Source organism: Plesiomonas sp. ISS29, assembly GCF_056522795.1.
Genome location: NZ_JAWRZQ010000001.1, coordinates 1,668,040 through 1,689,559, shown reverse-complemented (window position 1 = coordinate 1,689,559; position 21,520 = coordinate 1,668,040). Strand labels below are relative to the sequence as shown.

General features: G+C 48.6%; 18 protein-coding genes. 6 read left to right on the top strand and 12 right to left on the bottom strand.

Annotated features, from left to right (window positions below):
• Window positions 1-18: 18 nt before the first annotated feature.
• The 10 genes from AC1HDJ_RS07560 to AC1HDJ_RS07515 form a co-directional block, all read right to left on the bottom strand.
• Complete coding sequence (locus tag AC1HDJ_RS07560) at window positions 19-1,386, bottom strand: sensor histidine kinase (RefSeq protein WP_479534724.1); 1,368 nt, start codon at window positions 1,384-1,386, stop codon at window positions 19-21.
• Window positions 1,376-2,035, bottom strand: coding sequence for a response regulator transcription factor (locus AC1HDJ_RS07555; protein ID WP_479534721.1), 660 nt, complete (start codon window positions 2,033-2,035; stop codon window positions 1,376-1,378). Before AC1HDJ_RS07555 ends, AC1HDJ_RS07560 begins: the two co-directional genes overlap by 11 nt.
• 160 nt (window positions 2,036-2,195) lie before the next feature.
• A complete protein-coding gene (locus AC1HDJ_RS07550) occupies window positions 2,196-2,618 on the bottom strand; it encodes a PepSY domain-containing protein (RefSeq protein ID WP_479534719.1) in 423 nt (140 codons plus the stop codon).
• Window positions 2,619-2,744: 126 nt separating this feature from the next.
• Window positions 2,745-3,131 (bottom strand): YgiW/YdeI family stress tolerance OB fold protein, encoded by a 387-nt coding sequence (locus AC1HDJ_RS07545; protein ID WP_479534717.1) that lies wholly within the window; start codon window positions 3,129-3,131, stop codon window positions 2,745-2,747.
• Window positions 3,132-3,233: 102 nt separating this feature from the next.
• Window positions 3,234-3,761, bottom strand: coding sequence for a DUF1496 domain-containing protein (locus AC1HDJ_RS07540; RefSeq protein WP_479534715.1), 528 nt, complete (start codon window positions 3,759-3,761; stop codon window positions 3,234-3,236).
• Window positions 3,762-3,826: 65 nt separating this feature from the next.
• Entirely contained in the window at window positions 3,827-5,890 is a 2,064-nt protein-coding gene (locus AC1HDJ_RS07535; RefSeq protein ID WP_479534713.1) for a DNA topoisomerase III, read from the bottom strand.
• A gap of 116 nt (window positions 5,891-6,006) precedes the next feature.
• On the bottom strand, window positions 6,007-7,107 hold the full coding sequence (gene mnmH, locus AC1HDJ_RS07530) for a tRNA 2-selenouridine(34) synthase MnmH (protein ID WP_479534712.1): 1,101 nt from the start codon (window positions 7,105-7,107) through the stop codon (window positions 6,007-6,009).
• Window positions 7,095-8,156 carry a selenide, water dikinase SelD gene (gene selD / locus AC1HDJ_RS07525; RefSeq protein WP_479534710.1) on the bottom strand — a complete coding sequence of 354 codons (1,062 nt, stop codon included), beginning with the start codon at window positions 8,154-8,156 and terminating at the stop codon, window positions 7,095-7,097. The genes mnmH and selD overlap by 13 nt, the downstream gene beginning before the upstream one ends.
• 163 nt (window positions 8,157-8,319) lie before the next feature.
• Window positions 8,320-8,868: an NAD(P)H nitroreductase gene (locus tag AC1HDJ_RS07520; protein ID WP_479534708.1), complete on the bottom strand. Its 549-nt coding sequence runs from the start codon at window positions 8,866-8,868 to the stop codon at window positions 8,320-8,322.
• 262 nt (window positions 8,869-9,130) lie between these two features.
• Window positions 9,131-11,206, bottom strand: a complete 2,076-nt coding sequence (locus tag AC1HDJ_RS07515) for an FAD-dependent oxidoreductase (protein ID WP_479534706.1) — start codon at window positions 11,204-11,206, stop codon at window positions 9,131-9,133.
• A gap of 205 nt (window positions 11,207-11,411) precedes the next feature.
• Between AC1HDJ_RS07515 and sppA the strand changes: the two genes are divergently transcribed.
• Both sppA and ansA read left to right on the top strand, forming a co-directional pair.
• On the top strand, window positions 11,412-13,265 hold the full coding sequence (gene sppA, locus AC1HDJ_RS07510; protein ID WP_479534704.1) for a signal peptide peptidase SppA: 1,854 nt from the start codon (window positions 11,412-11,414) through the stop codon (window positions 13,263-13,265).
• 211 nt (window positions 13,266-13,476) lie between these two features.
• The gene (gene ansA / locus AC1HDJ_RS07505) at window positions 13,477-14,490 is read left to right on the top strand and encodes an asparaginase (RefSeq protein ID WP_479534702.1); all 1,014 of its coding nucleotides are present in this window, start codon (window positions 13,477-13,479) and stop codon (window positions 14,488-14,490) included.
• Window positions 14,491-14,569: 79 nt separating this feature from the next.
• On the opposite strand, the gene AC1HDJ_RS07500 is transcribed toward ansA, so the two are convergent.
• Both AC1HDJ_RS07500 and msrB read right to left on the bottom strand, forming a co-directional pair.
• Window positions 14,570-14,872: a YeaC family protein gene (locus AC1HDJ_RS07500; protein ID WP_479534700.1), complete on the bottom strand. Its 303-nt coding sequence runs from the start codon at window positions 14,870-14,872 to the stop codon at window positions 14,570-14,572.
• Window positions 14,873-15,080: 208 nt separating this feature from the next.
• Window positions 15,081-15,485 (bottom strand): peptide-methionine (R)-S-oxide reductase MsrB, encoded by a 405-nt coding sequence (gene msrB / locus AC1HDJ_RS07495; protein ID WP_479534698.1) that lies wholly within the window; start codon window positions 15,483-15,485, stop codon window positions 15,081-15,083.
• 393 nt (window positions 15,486-15,878) lie between these two features.
• Between msrB and gap the strand changes: the two genes are divergently transcribed.
• From gap to AC1HDJ_RS07475, 4 genes are all read left to right on the top strand, one after another.
• Entirely contained in the window at window positions 15,879-16,874 is a 996-nt protein-coding gene (gene gap, locus AC1HDJ_RS07490) for a type I glyceraldehyde-3-phosphate dehydrogenase (protein WP_438622965.1), read from the top strand.
• Window positions 16,875-17,035: 161 nt separating this feature from the next.
• Window positions 17,036-17,902 (top strand): D-hexose-6-phosphate mutarotase, encoded by an 867-nt coding sequence (locus AC1HDJ_RS07485; protein ID WP_479534695.1) that lies wholly within the window; start codon window positions 17,036-17,038, stop codon window positions 17,900-17,902.
• Between the two features lie 384 nt (window positions 17,903-18,286).
• Window positions 18,287-20,221, top strand: coding sequence for a PrkA family serine protein kinase (locus AC1HDJ_RS07480; protein ID WP_479534693.1), 1,935 nt, complete (start codon window positions 18,287-18,289; stop codon window positions 20,219-20,221).
• 27 nt (window positions 20,222-20,248) lie between these two features.
• Window positions 20,249-21,520, top strand: a complete 1,272-nt coding sequence (locus AC1HDJ_RS07475) for a YeaH/YhbH family protein (RefSeq protein ID WP_479534691.1) — start codon at window positions 20,249-20,251, stop codon at window positions 21,518-21,520.

Sequence of the window (21,520 nt, the reverse complement as noted above, 5' to 3'; positions counted from 1 at the left end):
ATCGTGAAACATTTACGATTACGATTCTCGATATACCTTAGGGCGAGCCTTGGGTAATATCAGTATTGCTCGCAGCCCGCCAAGCGGGCTGCGTTGCAGCTGTAGCGTTCCACGATACGAAAGCGCCATCTCATTAACGATATTCAACCCCAGACCGCTGCCTACCACGGTTTCATCAAGCCGCACACCACGTTGTAATACCTGCTGACACTGCTTTTCATCCAGCCCTGAGCCGTTATCATCAACCACCAGCATCAGCGATTCAGCCTGCTCTATGGCACTGAGCGTAATCATGCTACCTGCCCACTTGAAGGCATTCTCAATCAGGTTACCGGCCATATCATCAAAATCATCATCCGACACGGCTAATGCCAGATCACTGTCGAGCTCATTAATGCAGACGATATTCCGCCCTGCATAGATTTTTTCCATCGCCATAATAATACGATCGGCGCGTAACGCCGGAATGCAGCGCACGGCCAGAATATTGTTGGCACCTGCGATGCGAGCACGCGCCAGATGGCTGTCAATCTGCTGTTGCAACTGTGCTAAAACCTGCTGCATTGGCTGGCGTTGAGCCGCAGGTAACAGCGCTATCTGGTTGCCAAGCACCGCCAGCGGGGTTTTGAGCGCATGTGCCAGATTGCCGGTATGGTGGCGAGCACGGGTCAGCAGTGCACTGTAATGAAACAGCAGTGCGTTCAGATCAGCGGCCAGTGGCGCAATTTCACGCGGAAAAGTGCCGTTGAGTTGCTCTTGCTCACCCGTTCTGACCATGGAAAGTTGCTGCTGCATACGGCGTAATGGGCGCAGTGACCAATTGATCAGCCCGCCAATAATCACCACCACGCCAAGGCCGAGTACAAGTAATACGCCCCAAAAACTGTGGGTCAGCCGTGTTAGTGTCTGCCGCAGTGAAGACTCATCCTGCCCGACCTGAAGGTGCAACGGATATGCATAGTCGGGTAACGTGAGCGTACGCGAAACCGTAATTAGAGCACTGTTTTCTGGCCCAACCCACTGCCGATCAGCATTGTCTGCGGCAATAATATCTTCCGATGGTTTTTGCTGCAGGCGGCTATCCCACAATGATCGTGAGCGAATAACACCCGCCGGAGAGCTGACCTGCCAGTAAAGCCCGCTATAGGGCTGACGAAAGCGCGGGTCACTGAGTAAACCGGTGACAACCGGCTTTCCCTCGGCAGATAATTCGATTCGCGCGCTCAGCTCATCAAGGTACAGCGTCAACGTTTTGCTAGCTTCATCACGCAAATAGTGGTTAAAAATAGCGGGTAACAACACCCCTGCCGTGAGTAACACCAACAGTAACCAACCGATGGTTGCACTCAATACCCGCTGACGCAGGCTAGCAGGGCTACTGATCATTAATCCGGTAGCCTAAGCCGCGGACAGTCTGAATAATCTGGCTGTCAATTTTACGCCTGATCCGCCCGATAAAGACTTCAATAGTGTTGGAGTCACGATCAAAATCCTGTTGATAGATACGTTCAACCAAATCGGTACGGGAGACAACCTTGCCTTGATTGTGCATTAAATACGCCAAGACTTTATATTCCAGTGAGGTCAGATCCACTGTTTTGCCCTGCCATGTCACACCGGCTGTTTGAGTATTGAGCGTTAATGCACCAATCTGTAGCACAGAGGCGGCATGCCCCGCCGCACGGCGACGCTGCACGGATAACCGAGCCACCAGCTCGGCCATCTGGAAAGGTTTAGTTAAATAGTCATCCGCTCCGGCATTGAGGGCATCAATACGTTGGTGCAGCTCTGCTCGCGCACTTAAAATAATAATCGGTGTATGAATACCTTCTGATCGCAGACTACGCAATACCGTCAGGCCATCGAGTTTGGGCAGGCCAAGATCGAGCACTATCGCATCCCAGGTTTCACTAGTGGCACGGTACAACGCATCAATACCATCGTGCGACTGCTCAACTATCCATTGATGTTGGGTGAGCGCCTCGGCAATTTGCGCCGCCAATGTCTGCTCATCTTCTACCACCAGTACTTTCATGTACGATCCCGTATGGCTGATATCTATAATCTGTTATCTGTTATCTGTTATCTGTTATCTGTTATCTGTAATGCGTGATCTGTAATGAGCATTAGCTGCAATTACAACACGCAGTCGGCACTTGAATCATCGAGCAATACTTCAATTATCAAGCAATACTTTAATCATCAAGCGGCACAATGTTACGCTTCAAGGCTTTCTCAAGTTGGCGGCCTTTCATCTTGATCACTTGCAGAGTTTTAGCGTTGTATTTAACTTTAATCAGGTTATTTTCTGCACTGAGCAGCTTTAACTCATATTCCCAGACATCATCATCTTCATCTAACTCAACTTCGATAATCCGGCCATAGAAATCTTTTTCAACCTGAGTGAGCAACGCACTGTATGGCTGAATCAGCCCTGCTTGAGTTGCTGCCAGTGCGGTGTCTTGCACATCATCATCAAACTCTAGTGGTGGGGGGGCATAATTAGGCGATAACGGATCAGCCTGTGCCTGCATTGGCATAGCAAAGCTTAACGTCACTGCCAGCAATAGCGCCTGTAATATCACTAATGATAGTGCTGGTAATTCAGTGTGCTTCATGAAATGACTCATCTGATCCGTAACAGCCAGCAGCGGTAATACCTCTGGATTTTCCTTTATAAACAAGGAATTATCATGCGATATTGCCACTCTATTTTCTCGATTCAGTTATAACCATTTTGCGGGTTACAGTAGCTGAATACGTTTTCCTTCAAGCTCTGACTTGGTGATGCCGGTTTCATATTCCCCGTACAAACGCACTTTGGTTTTATCGGTAACACCTTGTGGCATGACGACATCATGGTCAATTTCCACAGTAATCTGCTGTTTTCCATCACTAAATGTGTAGTGCTTAGCATCTATCTGGCTGGTTAAATAGCCATCCATCACCACATTATGATCTTTAAACGGCGTTTTCATTGCCTGTAATTCTGCAATAGTCGTGGTTTTCACCGGCCCCTGATAAGCATTCTGGCTGACTGCCGCAGGAATATTGGCTGTATGGTGATCGGCAGCCATTGCAGAAGCAGAAGTCAGCAGTAATACAGCGGTAACGATAGTAATAGGTTTCATGATGTACTCCTCAAATAGTTGATAGGAGTATTAAACACCTTATTGCCTTAATCTGAGCTGAGGAGTTTATTCATATTCTGTTCATTTTTGTAAATGAATTCGTCACGGCTTCTCACTATTAGTCTTAAAAATCTGCCATTCGAGCGGGCTATTATTGAACTCTGGTTTTTGTTTGATACAGCGCATTACGCTATTTCCGACATCCAGCAATGCGCCTTCAGAGTAACGCTGGTCGGCATAATAACAGGCCGGACCTTGCATTAATGCCCCGCTATCAATATCAATATTGAGCTTGGTACGGTCAGAGTTTCCCCAGCGCGTACTGCTGGTGTTGGCTTCAGTTGTTGACGTCAGTGAGTCGGCATCAGCCGCAATCAGATTATTTGAAAGCGTTTGATTACGGCTTCCGGTACTAAATACCGTACTGTTTTGCATGCCCTGTACGCCGGTTGTTATAACGTCTGCATAGGCCGTGTTACTTGATATTCCGCCAAGCAGCATGCAATAACACACTGCCCGCCACCGGCGCCCAGCGCTAAAATGTCGCAATAAAAACAACGGAAAATACGGCTGTAATTTACGCCACGTCTGCAACTGTTCTAACCGTTTAGAGAGCAAAATCTGAAACATAAAGAACTCCTTTTCATGAAATACTTTTCATAGCGTATGTTCATAGGATTAAGTAAGACAAAGCGTTAACCCTGACTCTTTTTACCTGCCGCACGGTGTTTGGCGGGTGCTTTTTTACTGCGGGTACTGGCCGCGGTGCTGTGATCCGTGTTTTTAGCACTGGCACGTTTTGCTTGCGCAGAACGCTTCGTTGCTGAGGTACTTTTTGCCGCCCCCGTGCGCTTGCGGGTCTGTGTTGTGCTCCCCGCTACCGCAGACTGCATCTGCTGGATACCGCTAAGTGCCTGCGGTGTACGTGATTGTCTGGCCTGATCAATCAATTGCTGCAACTGTGTAATCAGTGGCTGCATAAAGTCATCATAGCGGCACCGTTTTTCACTAACCGCAGTCAGAGTTGACTCCCACTGCGCAGTCATATCTGGTCGGGTTGCGACATCAGGCAAGCTGTGGATCAACGCACGCCCTGCGGGTGTTGATTGAATCGTACGCCCTTTTTTGTGCAAAAATTGCCGCTTAAACAGCAGCTCGATAATACCGGCTCGCGTGGCCTCTGTGCCTAAACCATCGGTTGCACGCAACACTTTTTTCAGATCTTTATCCTGCACGAAACGGGCAATACCGGTCATCGCAGAAAGCAACGTTGCATCGGTAAAAGCACGCGGCGGTTGGGTCTCTTTGTGCATCACCTCGCCGCGATCACAGGTCAGAACATCGCCTTTACTGACCGATGGCAAAGGTGCACTGCTCTCATCATCTTTCTCTTCATCCTGCTTGCCCTGTAACGCTTTCCAGCCGGCGGTTTGCAGGTTACGCGCTTGCGCGTGAAACTTCCCGCCATCAATGGTCAGCCGGATTTTACATTTACGATACTCGGCATCCGCACAAAATTGCATCAGGTATTGACGGGCAATTAGGGTATACACTTTTTGTTCATCAGATGTCAGATTAGCCGGTTTGGTGCGGGAAGTTGGAATAATTGCATGGTGCGCATCTACTTTGCCATCATCCCAGCAGCGTCCACGCTGTTGCCCATCAAACCCTGCATGTGAGGCATCGAGCGATGCAGCATGCACGGTAAGCGCATTGAGCACCGAATGCCGATCGGCAAAATGCTCTGCCGGCAGGTAGCGGCTGTCAGATCGCGGATAGGTGATCAGTTTGTGCGTTTCATACAGCTTTTGGCAGGTATCCAAAACCTGTTGAGCACTTAGCCCAAAGGCTTTCGCAGCATCAATTTGCAGCGCTGAAAGTGAAAAAGGCAACGGCGGCGGCTCTTTTTCGCGCTTATCTTCGTAATCATCAACCTGCGCAGGCTTGCCGCTAATGCGTCCGGCTACGTGCTGTGCCAGTTTCAGGCTAATAATCCGCCCCTCTTCATCTTGATAGGGTTCGGTAGCTTCACTCGGCTGCCACTGCGCACAAAATGTTTCGTTGGCAGGCGTTTGAATATGCGCACGCACTTCATAATAGGTTCGAGGGATGAAGTGCTCTATCTCTTCATCGCGCCGCACTACTAAGCCTAAAATCGGGGTCTGTACCCGCCCAACCGAGAGCACACCTTTGTAACCTGCCCGCTGGCCAAGTAGCGTATAGGCGCGGGTCATGTTGATGCCATACAGCCAATCGGCCCGCGCACGAGCCAGTGCCGAAACACACAGGGGGATAAACTCCCGATTTGGCCGCAAACGGTCAATCGCCCGCGTAACAGCCGAGGGGTTTAAATCATTAATCAGGCAGCGCTGAATATCGGTGGCAGCCGCTGCCGATAATGGCAAGTATTGCAGCACTTCATCCACCAAAAGTTGCCCTTCGCGATCAGGGTCACCGGCATGGACAATGTGTGTCGCTTTCTTGACCAGTGAGGCCAGCACGTTGAGCTGTTTGCGGGAAGAGGGTTTAGGTTGCAGCTGCCATTTTTGCGGCACTATCGGTAAATGCAGTAAATTCCAGCGCGCGTACTGCTCACCATAAGCATCAGGCTCGGCCTGTTCAAGCAAGTGGCCGATACACCAGCTCACCACATTTCCCTCACCGCACTCAATATAGCCGTCTTGCTTTCGGTGTGGTTTTGGCAATACATCGGCAATAGCACGACCAAGACTGGGTTTTTCCGCGATGAAAAGACGCATTGACAACCTTTATGATAAATCGCTTTGTGATATACAGCATAAACAGTGGAGCACAGGCCGCATGAGAGTGCAATGCGGCCTGTGTGATAACGTAAAAAGCAGCCACCCGATACAGGTTAAACGCGCTGATCTTTCAAGAATGCCTCAACATCTTGATACGTGCCCTTAAAGCAGATGCGATCGGCTTTTTTACCCAGTTGATACTGGTACATCGGGTCGTAATATTCAACCAGTAACGGCGCTAACCAGCTCATGTGTACGTCTGCAGATTGACCCTGCTGATGCTGAACCAGTGCATTCTCCAGCAGCTCGGTAATCTCTTGAAAACGGGACATCCCTAAGCGTTTACGAATGCCGAATAAGCCGTGACGTAGATAGTCAGCAAACTGCATCCAGCCTTGTTGCTCGCCATAGACACTGATAAAGCCATTTAGCATGAAATCGACGTACTCTTCACGCAGACGCACTAATCGAACATCAACAGGGTCTTCAATAACGGCAATTTTCGCTGCAGTCATTGACTCGAACAGCTCTAGCGGTACGTGTGCCGAGCCGATAATCCGCCCCTCATCCTCAAGCACCAGTGAGTTTGCGCCGCTATCCATACACTTGAGCAGTTCAATGGCCAACTGATTTTCAAACCCAATCTGGGTAGATTGATCGACCACCATACGGCCAAAAGATGAGCCGCGATGACGGGCTGCGCCCTCAAGATCGGCGCTGTTTGGCAGTGATTTAATCAGGCGTGTTTTACCGCTGCCGGTGTTACCGCCAATCAGTGTCACCGGTAATTTTGCCGCTTCAACCGTTTGATCCATTAAAAAACGGCGTAAGGCTTTGTAACCACCTTCAATCAGTGGGTAATCAACGCCCGCCTCTTTCAGCCATGCCTGTGTGATATGCGAGCGCTGACCGCCGCGAAAACAGTACATGTAACCGTGTGGATGCGTATGACAATAGGCTGACCAGGCAGCAAGACGCGCGCCTTTTACATCATCGCGCACCAAATTATGCCCTAAACGCAGCGCACGCTCGGGGCCTTCCTCTTTGTAACAGATCCCGACTGCCTCCCGCTCGCGATCATTCATCAGCGGCAAGTTAACTGAAGTCGGGAATGCACCTTGCAAATATTCAACCGGCGCACGCACATCCATGAGCGGGGTATCCGTTAAAAACAGCGTTCTAAAATCCACTTCAGCTGCATTTAAACGCGGCATGCTTTAACCTCGATCAGAGCGGTATCCGGTGCACCTTGCAGTGCATGTTGGTGTAATTCACCAATGGCTGAGAGTATCAGATTATGCCGCGCTGCCACGGCTTGAACCTCAGCTTCGGCATCAGGGCGTACGGCCAGTAACAACCCGCCCGAGGTTTGCGGATCACACAATAAATTGCGCTGTAATTCAGTCAGCGGGGCAATTAAATGGCCATAGCTGTCGAAATTACGCAGCGTACCGCCGGGCACACATCCTTCGGCAATATAGGCTTCTACGGCATCGAGTTTTGGCACTGCATCAAACCATAAGGTAGCCGTCAAATCAGAACCCTGACACATTTCACTTAAGTGGCCAAGCAAACCAAAACCGGTGACATCGGTCATCGCGGTAACGCCAGCTAAGTGGGCAAAATCAGTCCCTGAAGTATTCATCTGGCACATGGTCTCGGTTGCTACACCCACATGTTCCGGGCGTAATTTGCCTTTTTTCTCTGCAGTGGTTAGCACGCCAATACCCAACGGCTTGGTCAAATAGAGCTTACAACCGGCTTCTGCCGCGCTGTTCTTTTTCACCAATGCAGTTTCAACAATACCGGTAACGGCAAGGCCAAAAATCGGCTCAGGCGCATCAATTGAGTGGCCACCTGCCAGTGCTATACCGGCCTGCTGACAGGCGTAACGCCCGCCATCAATCACTTTTTGCGCTACTTCTGCCGGTAATTTGGCAATCGGCCAGCCCAAAATAGCAATCGCCATAATGGGTTTTCCGCCCATCGCGTACACATCACTGATGGCATTAGTGGCGGCGATACGACCAAAATCAAACGGGTCGTCCACAATCGGCATAAAAAAGTCGGTGGTGCTGATAATGCCCGTGCCATTGCCGATATCGTACACAGCGGCATCATCTTTGGTTTCGTTGCCAACCAGTAAATTTGGGTCTACAAACTTCTGCATTTCTGAATGCAAAATCGTATCAAGTACTTTTGGCGAAATTTTACAGCCACAGCCTGCACCGTGGCTGTATTGAGTTAAACGCAGAGCTTTCATGGGGAAAAAATCCTATCATCAAATTATGAAAATGACAGGCGTGCCGTAACACGCAATGCGCCTATTATAAGCGCGCATAGCGTGAGATGCTCAAAAATGATGGGTGTTGTGGGTGATAAAGTACGATAAAAGCCTATCTCGTGGAATAAATCACCGATTCACATTAAAAATGTCTGACAAAAGGTGCAATATCAGCCGGTTTCACTTTTTGTGGTTTTAACGGTGTTGTACCTAGATAGAGGAAGCCCACCAGCGCATCTTGTTCACTACAGCCAAAAGCCGCTTTAATCCGCTGATCTTCTGTCCATTTTCCACTGCGCCAGATCCCGCCAAAACCGAGTGCAAACGCCGCCATTTGCATGGCTTGAACCGCACAGCCCGCCGACATAATCTGCTCCCAGTGGGGTACTTTAGGGTGATCACTACAGTGCGCCGCTACTGCAATAATCAGCGGTGCGCGAAACGGCGCTTGGCGTGATTTTTCGATAAATTCGGCAGGCTCGTTATCTTGCTCAGCCACGCAGACTAGCAGATCACTAAAACGCTGCAATCCTTCACCCTCTATCAGGGTAAAACGCCACGGCTGTAATGCACCGTGATCAGGCGCGCGCATACCCGCGCGAATGATGGTATCTAATGCCTCGCCCTGTGGCGCGGGGGCTTGCAAACGTGAAGCCGAACGGCGGTGCAACAGTAAATCCAACGCGTGCATAGGTAACTCCCTGCAAAAACCCTGCATAACACTTTGCATAAAAAGATAGCGCCTAACTGCAACGGCTGTTACAGCAAAGCGGCAGTGAACGTGAAAGCAAAACTGTGGTTAGATTACCATGCTCAACCGCCGCCTAACAAATACGAATAGTTCTCAACTGTGAAATTATTCGCCATCTATTATCTACGTCATCTACTATCTATTAGCGATCACGTATTAGTGATCACAACGATTTAGTAGCGCGTAACCACTATGCACACAATTACAGGCGCGATGCGACCTCAGCACCCTGACGAATCGCCCGTTTGGCATCCAGTTCACTGGCCACATCAGCCCCGCCAATTACATGCGGCTTACGCCCTAATGCCAGCAACTGATCGGCTAGCTCACGTAGCGGCTCTTGCCCTGTACACAAAATAATGTTGTCAACCGCCAGAATTTGGTGCTGACCGGCAGACTCAATATGCAGCCCCTGATCATCAATGCTGTGATACTGAACACCTGCCCACATCTGTACATTATGCTGCTGTAAGCTTGCACGGTGTATCCAGCCGGTAGTTTTCCCAAGCCCCGCCCCAACTTTGCTCTCTTTACGCTGTAGCAGCCAGATTTCACGTTGTGTTACCGGTGCAACAGCCGGTTGTAACCCGCCGCGCGCCTTAACTTGTGCATCAATACCCCACTCTTGCAGCCAGTGCGCAATATCCTGTTGATGATTCTGTTGTTGCGTTGAGATAGCCGACACTACGGCCAGATATTCAGCCACATCAAAACCAATCCCCCCCGCGCCGATAATCGCCACACGCTTACCCACCGGATGGTGATCGCGCAGTACATCGAGATAGCTCAGCACAGTTGGGTGATCAATCCCGGCGATTGGCGGCACACGCGGAACAATGCCGGTGGCGATAATCACCTCATCAAAACCGGTCAGCATGGCCGCATCAGCCCGCTGATTTAAACGCACATCAACCGCATTGTCGGCTAGCCGTACGGCAAAATAACGCAGCGTTTCGGTGAACTCTGCTTTACCGGGGATCTGGCTAGCATAGTTAAACTGCCCACCAATCTGATGGTGTTGTTCAAACAGCGTAACCTGATGCCCGCACTCTGCGGCAACGCAAGCCGCAGATAATCCCGCTGGCCCCGCGCCCACAATCGCAACCTTTTTTGGCGCTGCACTGCGCAGATAACGCAACTCGGTTTCATACCCAGCTTGCGGGTTGACTAAACAGCTAGCCCGCTTACCGATAAACACGTGATCTAAACAGGCCTGATTACAGGCAATACAGGTATTGATACGGTCGGCCTGATTGCGGGCCGCTTTTCGCACAAAGTCAGGATCAGCCAAAAACGGGCGGGCCATTGAAACCATATCGGCATCACCGCGGGCCAGAATATCCTCGGCAATTTGTGGCGTATTAATGCGGTTAGTGGTGATCAGCGGAATATTTACCTCAGCACGCAAACGGGCCGTTACCCAGCTAAACGCCCCGCGCGGCACACTGGTTGCAATGGTCGGCACACGCGCCTCATGCCAGCCGATACCGGTATTGAGCAAGGTCACCCCGGCACTCTCAAGCGCTTTAGCCAGTAACACGACCTCATCCCAGCTGCTTCCCTGTTCAACTAAATCCAGCATCGATAAACGAAAGATAATAATAAAATCACGCCCGACTCGCTCACGCACAGCTCGCACAATTTCCAGCGGGAAACGGCTACGTGCAGCAAAATCGCCGCCCCAACCATCGGTGCGCTGATTAGTTCGGGCGCAAATAAACTGGTTTATCAGATACCCCTCTGATCCCATAATTTCAATGCCGTGATAACCCGCTTCCTGTGCCAATACCGCAGTTTGGGTAAAATCACGTATCGTATTTTGAATTTGGCGTACCGATAATGCGCCCGGCTTAAAAGGGGTAATCGGAGATTGCACCGCAGAAGGCGCAACCGAAAACGGGTGATAAGCATAACGCCCCGCATGTAAAATTTGCAGGCAAATTTTACCGCCGGCCTCGGTCACTGCGGTGGTCACTTTACGGTGTTTACCCACCTGCCACGGAAAGCTCAACTGCGCACCGTGTGGCACTAAACGGCCACGAAAATTAGGCGCAATACCGCCAGTGACAATTAACCCGACACCGCCCTCGGCACGCTGCCGATAAAACACAGCCAGCTTATCAAACCCGCCGCGCGCCTCTTCAAGACCGGTATGCATTGATCCCATCAATACACGGTTACGTAATTGGGTAAACCCCAAGTCCAGTGGCTGCAACAAATGCGGATAAGGTGATACTGGCTCAGACAACAAAAGAGAGGGAGGCATAGAGGAAGGCATACATAACTGTCCTTATTATTATGGTCTGACCAGCTTACGAAAGGATGCAAATAACCGCAAACATTTTGTTTACATCTTGCTGCGCAACCACACGCACAAAAATCGGCTTAATTGCCAGACAGCATGAGAAGCTGATCTTTAGCGCTGTTCGCGCTACGATAGCCTGATAACCCTATTAATTATCACTTAACCTACTGGAGATACCATGCGCTTATTGTGGCGACTGGTTGCAAATTTGTTTAGCTGGGCATGGCGAATCATCAATTTTATTCGCGAAGCCACTCTTAATCTGATACTGGTTGTACTAGTATTGTTCGGCATCGTTATTTATGGTTTTTTAAAGCCCGAAAGCCCCGAAATGAAGCAAGGCGCGCTGCTGCTTGATCTCTCAGGCGTTATCGTTGAAGAGCCGCGCTTTTCTAACCCAATTCAACAAATGGGCCGAGAATTTTTTGGCAATAATAGTAGCATCACGGAAAATTCAGTCTTTGATCTGGTTGATGCTATCCGTCAGGCAAAAACTGACAGTAAAGTAAAAGGTATTGTTCTCTATCTCAATAACTTAACCAGTGCCAGCGCACCGTCAATTACCTATATAGGTAAAGCGCTGCAAGAGTTCAAAGAGGCCGGGAAGCCGGTATATGCCTATGCTGATACCTATTCACAAAGCCAATATTATCTTGCCAGTTATGCCAGCAAGATTTTCATGTCACCACAGGGCAGTATTGATCTGAACGGTTTGGGCATGAATGCGCTGTACTACAAAGACCTGCTGGAAAAACTGAAGGTAAACACCCATGTATTCCGGGTCGGCACATACAAATCCGCCGTAGAGCCGTTTATCCGTAATGACATGTCGGCTGAAGCGCGTGAAAACACCCAGCGCTGGGTTGATCTGATGTGGCAAAATATCCGAACCGATATTGCTACCAACCGTAAACTGCACCCCAATGATCTCGTTCCGGATGCAGATACACTGCTTGCCAGCCTAAAAAAACTTGGCGGTGACAGCGCAGCCTACGCAGTGCAACGTAAGCTAGTTGATCAACTGGCCACGCGTCAGGAGATGAGCAGCGCCATGGCAAAAGAGTTTGGAGAGGATAAAACTCCGCAAGGCTTTATCGCCACCCACTATCAAAGTTACCTCAGCGCCAACCCGCTTGATCGCACCCCTGCTGATGGTAATATCGGCGTTATTATTGCCAGCGGTGCAATCATGGATGGCACACAGCAACCGGGCAGCATTGGCGGCGACAGCACTGCAGAGTTGCTGCGACAGGCCCGCACCAATAGCAAAATCAAAGCAGTGGTATTGCGGGTTGATAGCCCCGGTGGCAGCGCTTTTGCCTCTGAAATTATCCGCAATGAGGTGGTCGCACTAGAGAAAGCCGGTAAACCGGTGGTTATCTCGATGGGGTCAATGGCCGCATCCGGTGGATATTGGATCTCAGCCGATGCCAGCTATATCGTCGCCAACCCGAACACCATCACAGGTTCAATCGGTATTTTCGGTGTAATAAACACCTTTGAAAACACCCTAAACAGCATCGGAGTCAATACTGATGGTGTCTCTACCGGCCCGCTGGCTGATCTGAGCATCACCAAAAAACTCAACCCGCACGTAACTGATCTCATTCAACTCTCTATCGAGCGCGGCTATCAGCAGTTTTTGACCCTTGTAGCACAAGGCCGGAAAATGACCATCCCGCAGGTTGACAGCATGGCTCAGGGGCAAGTTTGGTTAGGGGTTGATGCCAAGCAAAAAGGGCTGGTTGATGCCTTGGGTGATTTCGATACCGCAGTAGCTAAAGCCGCTGAACTGGCAAAACTGAAAAACCCACAGCTAAATTGGGTACAACAAAGCCCGTCTACGCGTGATCTGATCTTGTCGCAATTTAGCGTACAAATTCAGGCTCTGATGCCTGCTGGCGTGGCTGTTCCGGCTCCGCTGATGCAAACGCTTAAAGCATGGCAGCAGCAGACCTCTATACTCAGTGAATTCAATGATCCGAATGGCCGCTACGCGTACTGCTTAAATTGCGGGCAAATCACCGGTTAGCGCTTTATTTCAACCACACACACAGGGTGAACAGTAAAAATCACCCTCTATGTTGATAAAAATCATCCAAGCCCAGTCAATCTGGGCTTTTTTTCACCACAGACTCTTCTATAATTTGCGTCATATAAAGCGCATTTAGCTGCCCTTTTCCCAATACAGGCCAGATAATCCACCCTATTGATGTCTTTAGGCTCACAATCAGCGGATATTTATGCAGAAAAAATCTATTTATGTTGCCTACACCGGCGGCACTATCGGCATGCAACACTCAGCGCATGGCTACATTCCTGTCTCCGGCTACATGCAAAAGCAACTGGAGCTGATGCCAGAATTCCACCGTGCCGAAATGCCCGACTTTAGTATTCATGAATATGCCCCCCTGATCGACTCATCAGACATGACACCGGCTGACTGGCAGCGCATAGCAGATGATATCTATGCTAATTATGATCACTATGATGGCTTTGTGATCCTGCACGGTACAGACACCATGGCCTACACAGCCTCAGCACTCTCTTTTATGCTGGAAAACTTAAATAAGCCGGTCATCATCACTGGCTCACAAATACCGCTGGCAGAACTGCGTTCAGATGGCCAGACCAACTTGCTCAACGCCCTCTATCTGGCGGCAACTTATCCTATTAATGAAGTCACCCTGTTTTTCAACAACAAACTGTTTCGCGGTAACCGTACCACCAAAGCCCATGCTGATGGCTTTGATGCCTTTGCCTCACCCAACTTTCCGTTGCTGATGGAAGCGGGCATCCATATCCGCCGCATCACACCATCCACACAGACAACAAATAGCACCGCACTGAAACTGCACAGCATCACACCACAGCCTATCGGTGTCGTGTCACTCTATCCGGGGATATCCTCAGAAGTTGTGCGTAACTTTTTGCGCCAGCCGGTAAAAGCACTGATCTTGCGATCCTACGGAGTGGGTAATGCCCCTCAACATCCAGCGCTGCTAGCCGAACTGCAAGAAGCCGCCAGACGCGGTATTATTGTCGTCAATCTGACCCAATGTTTCTCCGGCAAAGTGAACATGGGCGGCTATGCCACCGGAAATGCTCTCGCTCAGGCACAGGTTATCAGTGGATACGATATGACTGTTGAAGCTGCGCTCGCCAAACTGCATTACCTGCTTAGTCAAGACCTGCCAGTCGATACCATGCGAGCCCTGATGCAACAGAGCTTGTGTGGGGAATTAAGCCGAGATTAAATAGACACCGGCGCTAAACAAACAACCATCGAACCAAACAAAAACAGACAGCATATTGGCTGTCTGTTTTTACATCGTATTACTTTGTTCGTCTGTTTTCATCGCTTGATAACGAACTCACTATCGGTATAACCGAAGATGCAGAAAACTGCTGCTTTAATTCTTGTTTCGACTTATGCGCCAATACACCGTCTGGCCCAACCGTCATATGCTGCGGATCGCTGTTATGTTTAGACTGCCAGATTAATACTGCCTGCAAACTGGTCTGTTTTTGTGCATCCGTTAACCGTGTCCCATCAGCCCATTTACCTGTCTCAACAGCCTGACGTAACCTTTCATACACCTCGGCCGTCATAGCGGCAATCACACTGTCCAACTGCATCCTCATTGCTCCTGAAAATATGGCGGCTGAAATACAGCACCTGAAAATGTTACGGTGAAAAATGCCTTTTTTACTCAAGGAAGGCCTATCCACAGCCCTTTTATTTATGATGTGCTCTCTATTGCAGGTTACGAGTATTACCGATTATTTATCATGGCTCATTATTATCGAATGATTCTCAGGTATAGCTTTACATTTACACAAAACGTTAACCTACCGTTTTCTCACCCGATGCCTGATCAACAAAACAAAGTGCAACGGAGTTCAGACAATAGCGATCCCCTTCCGGTGCTGGCCCATCAGGAAACACATGCCCTAAATGTGCATCACACTGTTTACAGCGGATCTCTACTCGGCACATACCGTGTGTAAAATCATCCAGATAACGCAGCGAGTTTGGGGTTAACGCCGCAGAAAAACTCGGCCAACCACAGCCCGAGTCAAACTTATCCACTGAAGAGAACAGCGGATGATCGCAGCAGACACAGTGGTACAACCCCGTTTTTCGGTTATGTAACAGACGGCCCGAAAAGGGCGCTTCAGTACCCTGCTCACGGCAAACGTGTTGTTGCTCAGGGGTCAGAATTTCAGATGCACGCTTTTTCTCAGACATATCACCACACTTCTGATGTATTAATGTTCATAACAGGTTAAATGTACTTAAAAATACCGTGAAAGTGGGTTACATTTTGCCATCATCCAAAGAAACGTGATAATAATCACAATAAACAAATTAAAACTGACTATACTCGTTAGCTCTATCGATTCAGCATCTTAGCTCACGCATAATAGAGTTGAAAAATGAGTAGAATAACCCGATAAATAATTGTAGAACTATGATCGGGATATGGTTGAAAAAGTGAAGTAACACGAAAAAATAGAGAAGAAATCTGTCTTGCTTTATGATTTTCTGCAAGGTTTGACACATTTCCTCTTGACGGTTTGTAGGGTTTTTGTAAGTTTACAACCATCTTTTAATCAACGAACACTTAGTTGGTGAATGAATATGTCTATTAAAGTAGGTATTAACGGTTTTGGCCGTATCGGTCGTTTCGTATTCCGTCTGGCTTGCGAGCGCAACGACATCGAAGTTGTTGGTATCAATGACCTGATCGACGTTGACTACATGGCTTACATGCTGAAGTACGACTCTACTCACGGTCGTTTCAACGGTACCGTTGAAGTTAAAGACGGCAACCTGATTGTTAACGGCAAAACCGTTCGCGTTACCGCTGAGCGTGATCCAGCTAACCTGAAGTGGGATGCTATCGGTGTTGACGTTGTTGCTGAAGCAACTGGTCTGTTCCTGACTGACGAAACTGCACGTAAGCACATCGCTGCTGGCGCGAAGAAAGTAGTTCTGACTGGTCCTTCTAAAGATGCGACCCCAATGTTCGTTATGGGCGTAAACCACAGCGAATATGCTGGTCAAGAGATCGTTTCTAACGCATCTTGCACCACGAACTGCCTAGCACCAATTGCTAAAGTTCTGAACGATACTTTCGGTATCGAATCAGGCCTGATGACAACTGTTCACGCAACAACTGCTACCCAGAAGACCGTTGATGGTCCATCTGCTAAAGACTGGCGTGGTGGCCGTGGCGCGGCTCAAAACATCATTCCATCTTCTACTGGTGCAGCGAAAGCCGTGGGTGTTGTTATCCCTGAGCTGAAAGGCAAACTGACTGGTATGGCATTCCGTGTTCCAACTCCAGACGTATCTGTAGTTGACCTGACTGTTAACCTGAAGAAAGCAGCAACTTACGCTGAAATCTGTGACGCAATGAAAGCGGCTTCTCAAGGCGCAATGAAAGGCGTTCTGGGTTACACCGAAGATGAAGTTGTTTCTACTGACTTCCTGGGCGAGCGTCAAACTTCTGTATTCGATGCTAAAGCCGGTATCCAGCTGACTGACAAATTCGTTAAAGTTGTATCTTGGTACGACAACGAAATGGGTTACTCCAGCAAAGTTCTGGATCTGATCGCTCACATCTCTAAGTAATTATTTTAGATACCTTATCTGAATGATTAATCTCGAGTGGATTAGCCAAAATAGGTTATCCTGAGTGAATCAAATAAAAAGGTGGCGTTGAGCCGCCTTTTTTTATAACTGAAATTTACCGTTCATTTTATCTTATCTCCGGTTCACAGGAGCATGTGAGTATGGATCGCTTTTTATCCCTGCCTGTTATTGAACAACTCTCCCCTACACTAACATTACGCCGTAAAGAAGAGCTCGATGTGTTGGTGATTGATCATCCGCAAGCACAAGCGGTGATCAGTTTGCAAGGCGCGCAACTACTGCTCTGGCAACCACGAGATCAAAAACCGGTTATCTGGCTGAGTGAAAAAGCCCAGTTTATCGCCGGAAAAGCCCTGCGCGGGGGTATCCCTGTTTGCTGGCCATGGTTTGGCCGTACCGCACAACCAGCGCACGGTTTTGCCCGTAACTTACCGTGGCAATTACAGCAATATCAAGAGTCAGCCGACATACAGCAGCTAACCCTAACCTTGAGTGATACCGCTGAAACCGATGCTTACTGGCCACACCCGTTTACCCTATCACTCACACTGGAAATTGGCGCAACACTCAATATCATGTTGCACAGCCAAAGCAGTGAAGCCATTAATCTGACCGGTGCTCTACACACTTACTTTGCCGTTGATAATATTAATAAAACCAGTGTTGAAGGGTTAGGTAATGATTACATTGACAGCCTAAACCACGGCCAACAAGTTGTGAATGCACCAGTTTTACTGCTCGATGGCCCAGTAGATCGCATTTACACTGCTGCCGAAAATATCTCATTTATTCATGATGCCGCACAGCGCGTTATTACCGTAGAGCATCAAGGCAATAATAGTGTGGTCGCATGGACTCCATGGCGTGAAGGCGCTCGAAACATGGCCGATATGAATGATGACGCTTATCTGACCATGGTCTGTGTAGAAACTGCCATCACCAACCAGCCTGTCACCGTAACGCCGCAACATAGCCACACGCTCAGTGCGCATATCCGTATTGCATAATATCGGCTGATACGGCACAACATGATTACCCCAGCCTACTGGGGGGGTAGTGCTCTGATTGATTAAGGCGGTTAGCCGCCTTTTGTTTTTTACTCCCGCTATTATCCTTATCACTAAGCCAAACCGAAAATTATTCGTTTTCTGGCCAGCAAAAACGTACACACCGTTATCAACGGCATACCGCCAGCTATGCATCAACACACCTATCGATCATCTCTGTTTCATGGCCATACACACCAAAGTTAAAATTTCGTTAAAAAACTTGGCGTTATTTACATGACATTCCCGCAGACCCGACTAAGCTTAATTTCAGGAACGTAAAAATAGCGTATCGAGCGAATCAAAAGCGTTCCATCTCGTATCCATCCTTCAGGGGGTATTGCCATGACTATTTTCGATCACTACCGTGAGCGTTACGAAGCCGCGAAAGACGAAGAATTTACACTGCAAGAGTTTCTGAATATCTGCCGTAATGACCACACCGCCTATGCCAATGCTGCAGAGCGCTTACTGATGGCCGTCGGTGAACCTGTGATGATTGATACATCCACTGACTCTCGTTTATCACGCCTATTTTCCAACCGTGTCATTGCCCGTTATCCAGCCTTTGAAGAGTTTTATGGGATGGAAGAGTCAATCGAGCAGATTGTCTCTTACCTCAAGCATGCCGCCCAAGGTCTGGAAGAGAAAAAACAGATCCTGTATTTGTTAGGCCCAGTAGGGGGCGGTAAATCATCACTGGCAGAGCGCTTAAAAAGCCTTATGCAGCGCAGCCCTATCTATGTATTAACCGCAAACGGCGTACGCAGCCCAGTCAACGATCACCCTTTCTGCCTGTTTGATGTTAACGAAGACGGGCGAATTTTAGATGAAGAGTACGGCATTCCTAAGCGCTATCTACGCAATATCATGTCGCCTTGGGCGGCAAAACGCCTGCACGAATTTGGCGGTGATATCACTCGTTTCAAAGTGGTTAAAGTCCGCCCTTCTATTTTGGATCAGGTGGCTATCGCTAAAACAGAGCCAGGCGATGAGAACAATCAGGATATTTCGGCACTCGTCGGTAAAGTTGATATTCGTCAGCTTGAGCATTTTGCCCAGCATGACCCCGATGCCTACAGCTATTCAGGTTCATTATGCCGTGCCAACCAAGGCTTAATGGAATTCGTTGAGATGTTTAAAGCACCCATTAAGGTGCTACACCCACTGTTAACTGCAACACAAGAAGGCAACTACAACGGCACTGAAGGCCTTTCAGCCCTGCCGTTTGAAGGCATTATTCTGGCTCACTCAAACGAATCAGAGTGGGTACAATTTAGAAATAACAAAAATAATGAAGCCTTTCTCGACCGAGTCTACATTGTAAAAGTACCGTACTGCCTGCGTGTTTCCGATGAAATGCGTATTTATGACAAACTTCTTCGCAACAGTGAGCTGGCTAATGCTCCTTGCGCACCAGGAACATTGGAAACATTAGCTCGCTTTACCGTTCTATCACGCATGAAAGAGACAGAAAACTCCAGCTTATACTCAAAAATGCGTGTTTATGATGGGGAAAGCCTGAAAGATACTGATCCAAAAGCAAAATCTTACCAAGAGTACCGCGATTATGGTGGTGTTGATGAAGGAATGAACGGCTTATCCACCCGTTTTGCCTTTAAGATTTTGTCTCGCGTATTCAACTTTGATCACAGTGAAGTTGCCGCCAACCCGGTGCACTTGTTCTATGTGCTTGAGCAACAAATTGAGCGTGAGCAGTTCCCGCAAGAGATTGCAGAGAAGTATGTCGAACATCTGAAAGGTTATTTGATCCCCAAATATGTTGAGTTTATCGGGAAAGAGATCCAAACCGCGTATTTAGAGTCGTACTCTGAATACGGCCAAAATATTTTTGATCGCTACGTGGTATACGCTGATTTCTGGATTCAGGATCAAGAGTATCGCGATCCGGAAACCGGACAATTATTTGATCGTTCAGCCCTCAATTCAGAACTAGAAAAAATTGAAAAACCCGCCGGTATCAGCAACCCGAAAGATTTCCGTAATGAAATTGTGAACTTTGTCTTGCGGGCTAGAGCACACAATGGTGGCCGCAACCCGAACTGGACCAGCTATGAAAAACTGCGCACGGTTATCGAGAAAAAAATGTTCTCCAATACCGAAGAGTTGCTGCCAGTTATCTCATTTAATACCAAAACATCCACCGAAGAGCAGAAAAAGCACGACGATTTTGTTCACCGGATGATGGAAAAAGGCTACACCAAAAAGCAAGTGCGCTTGTTGTGTGAATGGTACTTACGTGTGCGTAAATCATCCTAAAAACGGGCTAACTGATTTGGGGGAAATATGGCACATTTTATCGATCGCCGCCTTAACGGCAAAAACAAGAGCATGGTTAACCGGCAGCGTTTTTTACGCAGACATAAATCGCAAATTAAAGAGGCGATTTCAGATGCGGTCAATAAACGCTCGGTGACAGATGTCAACAGCGGAGAATCCATCTCGATTCCCGCAAAAGATATTACCGAGCCCTTTTTACATCAGGGAAAAGGCGGTGTGCACCAGCGGGTGCACCCGGGAAATGATCAGTTCGTTGCGGGCGATCATATTGATCGCCCACAGGGAGGTGCAGGCGGTAATGGCAGCGGTGAAGGTCAAGCCAGCGCTGACGGCGAAGGCAGTGATGAGTTTGTCTTTCAAATATCCAAAGATGAATATCTTGATCTGCTGTTTGAAGATTTAGAACTGCCCAACTTACAAAAAAACCAGCTCAACCGGCTGGTCGAATACAAAGTACACCGCGCCGGATTTACCGCCAACGGTGTACCGGCCAACATCAGTATTATTCGTTCTTTGCGCAACTCACTCGCGCGCCGTACCGCAATGACAGCCGCCAAGCGCGGGCAAGTGCGTGAGCTTGAGCAACAGCTCACTCTGTTGCAAAACAGTGAGCCAGCCCGCCTGCTCGAAGAGGATGAGATCAAAACCGAAATTACCGAGTTGCGCCGTAAAATTAAGCAAGTGCCTTTTATTGATACCTTTGATCTGCGCTACAAAAACTATGAGCGCCGCCCTGAACCTTCCAGCCAAGCGGTTATGTTTTGCTTGATGGATGTGTCCGGTTCAATGGATCAAGCCACCAAAGATATGGCCAAACGCTTCTATATTCTGCTGTATCTGTTCTTATCCCGTACTTACAAAAACGTAGAAGTGGTCTACATCCGCCACCATACACAGGCAAAAGAGGTTGATGAACATGAGTTTTTCTACTCACAAGAGACCGGTGGCACCATTGTTTCTAGTGCACTAAAACTGATGCAAGAGATCATGGAAAAACGCTATCCCGCTTCGCTGTGGAATATTTATGCCGCACAAGCCTCTGACGGCGATAACTGGGCCGATGATTCACCACATTGCCGCGAACTGTTGCAGGAGAAAATTCTGCCGTTTGTCCGCTACTACAGCTATATCGAAATAACACGGCGGGCACACCAGACTTTGTGGCGTGAATATGAAACCCTGCATGCGCAGTTCTCGAACTTTACGCTGCAACATATTCGGGGCGTAGAAGATATCTATCCGGTATTCCGCGAGCTGTTCCGCAAGCAAGCGGCATAA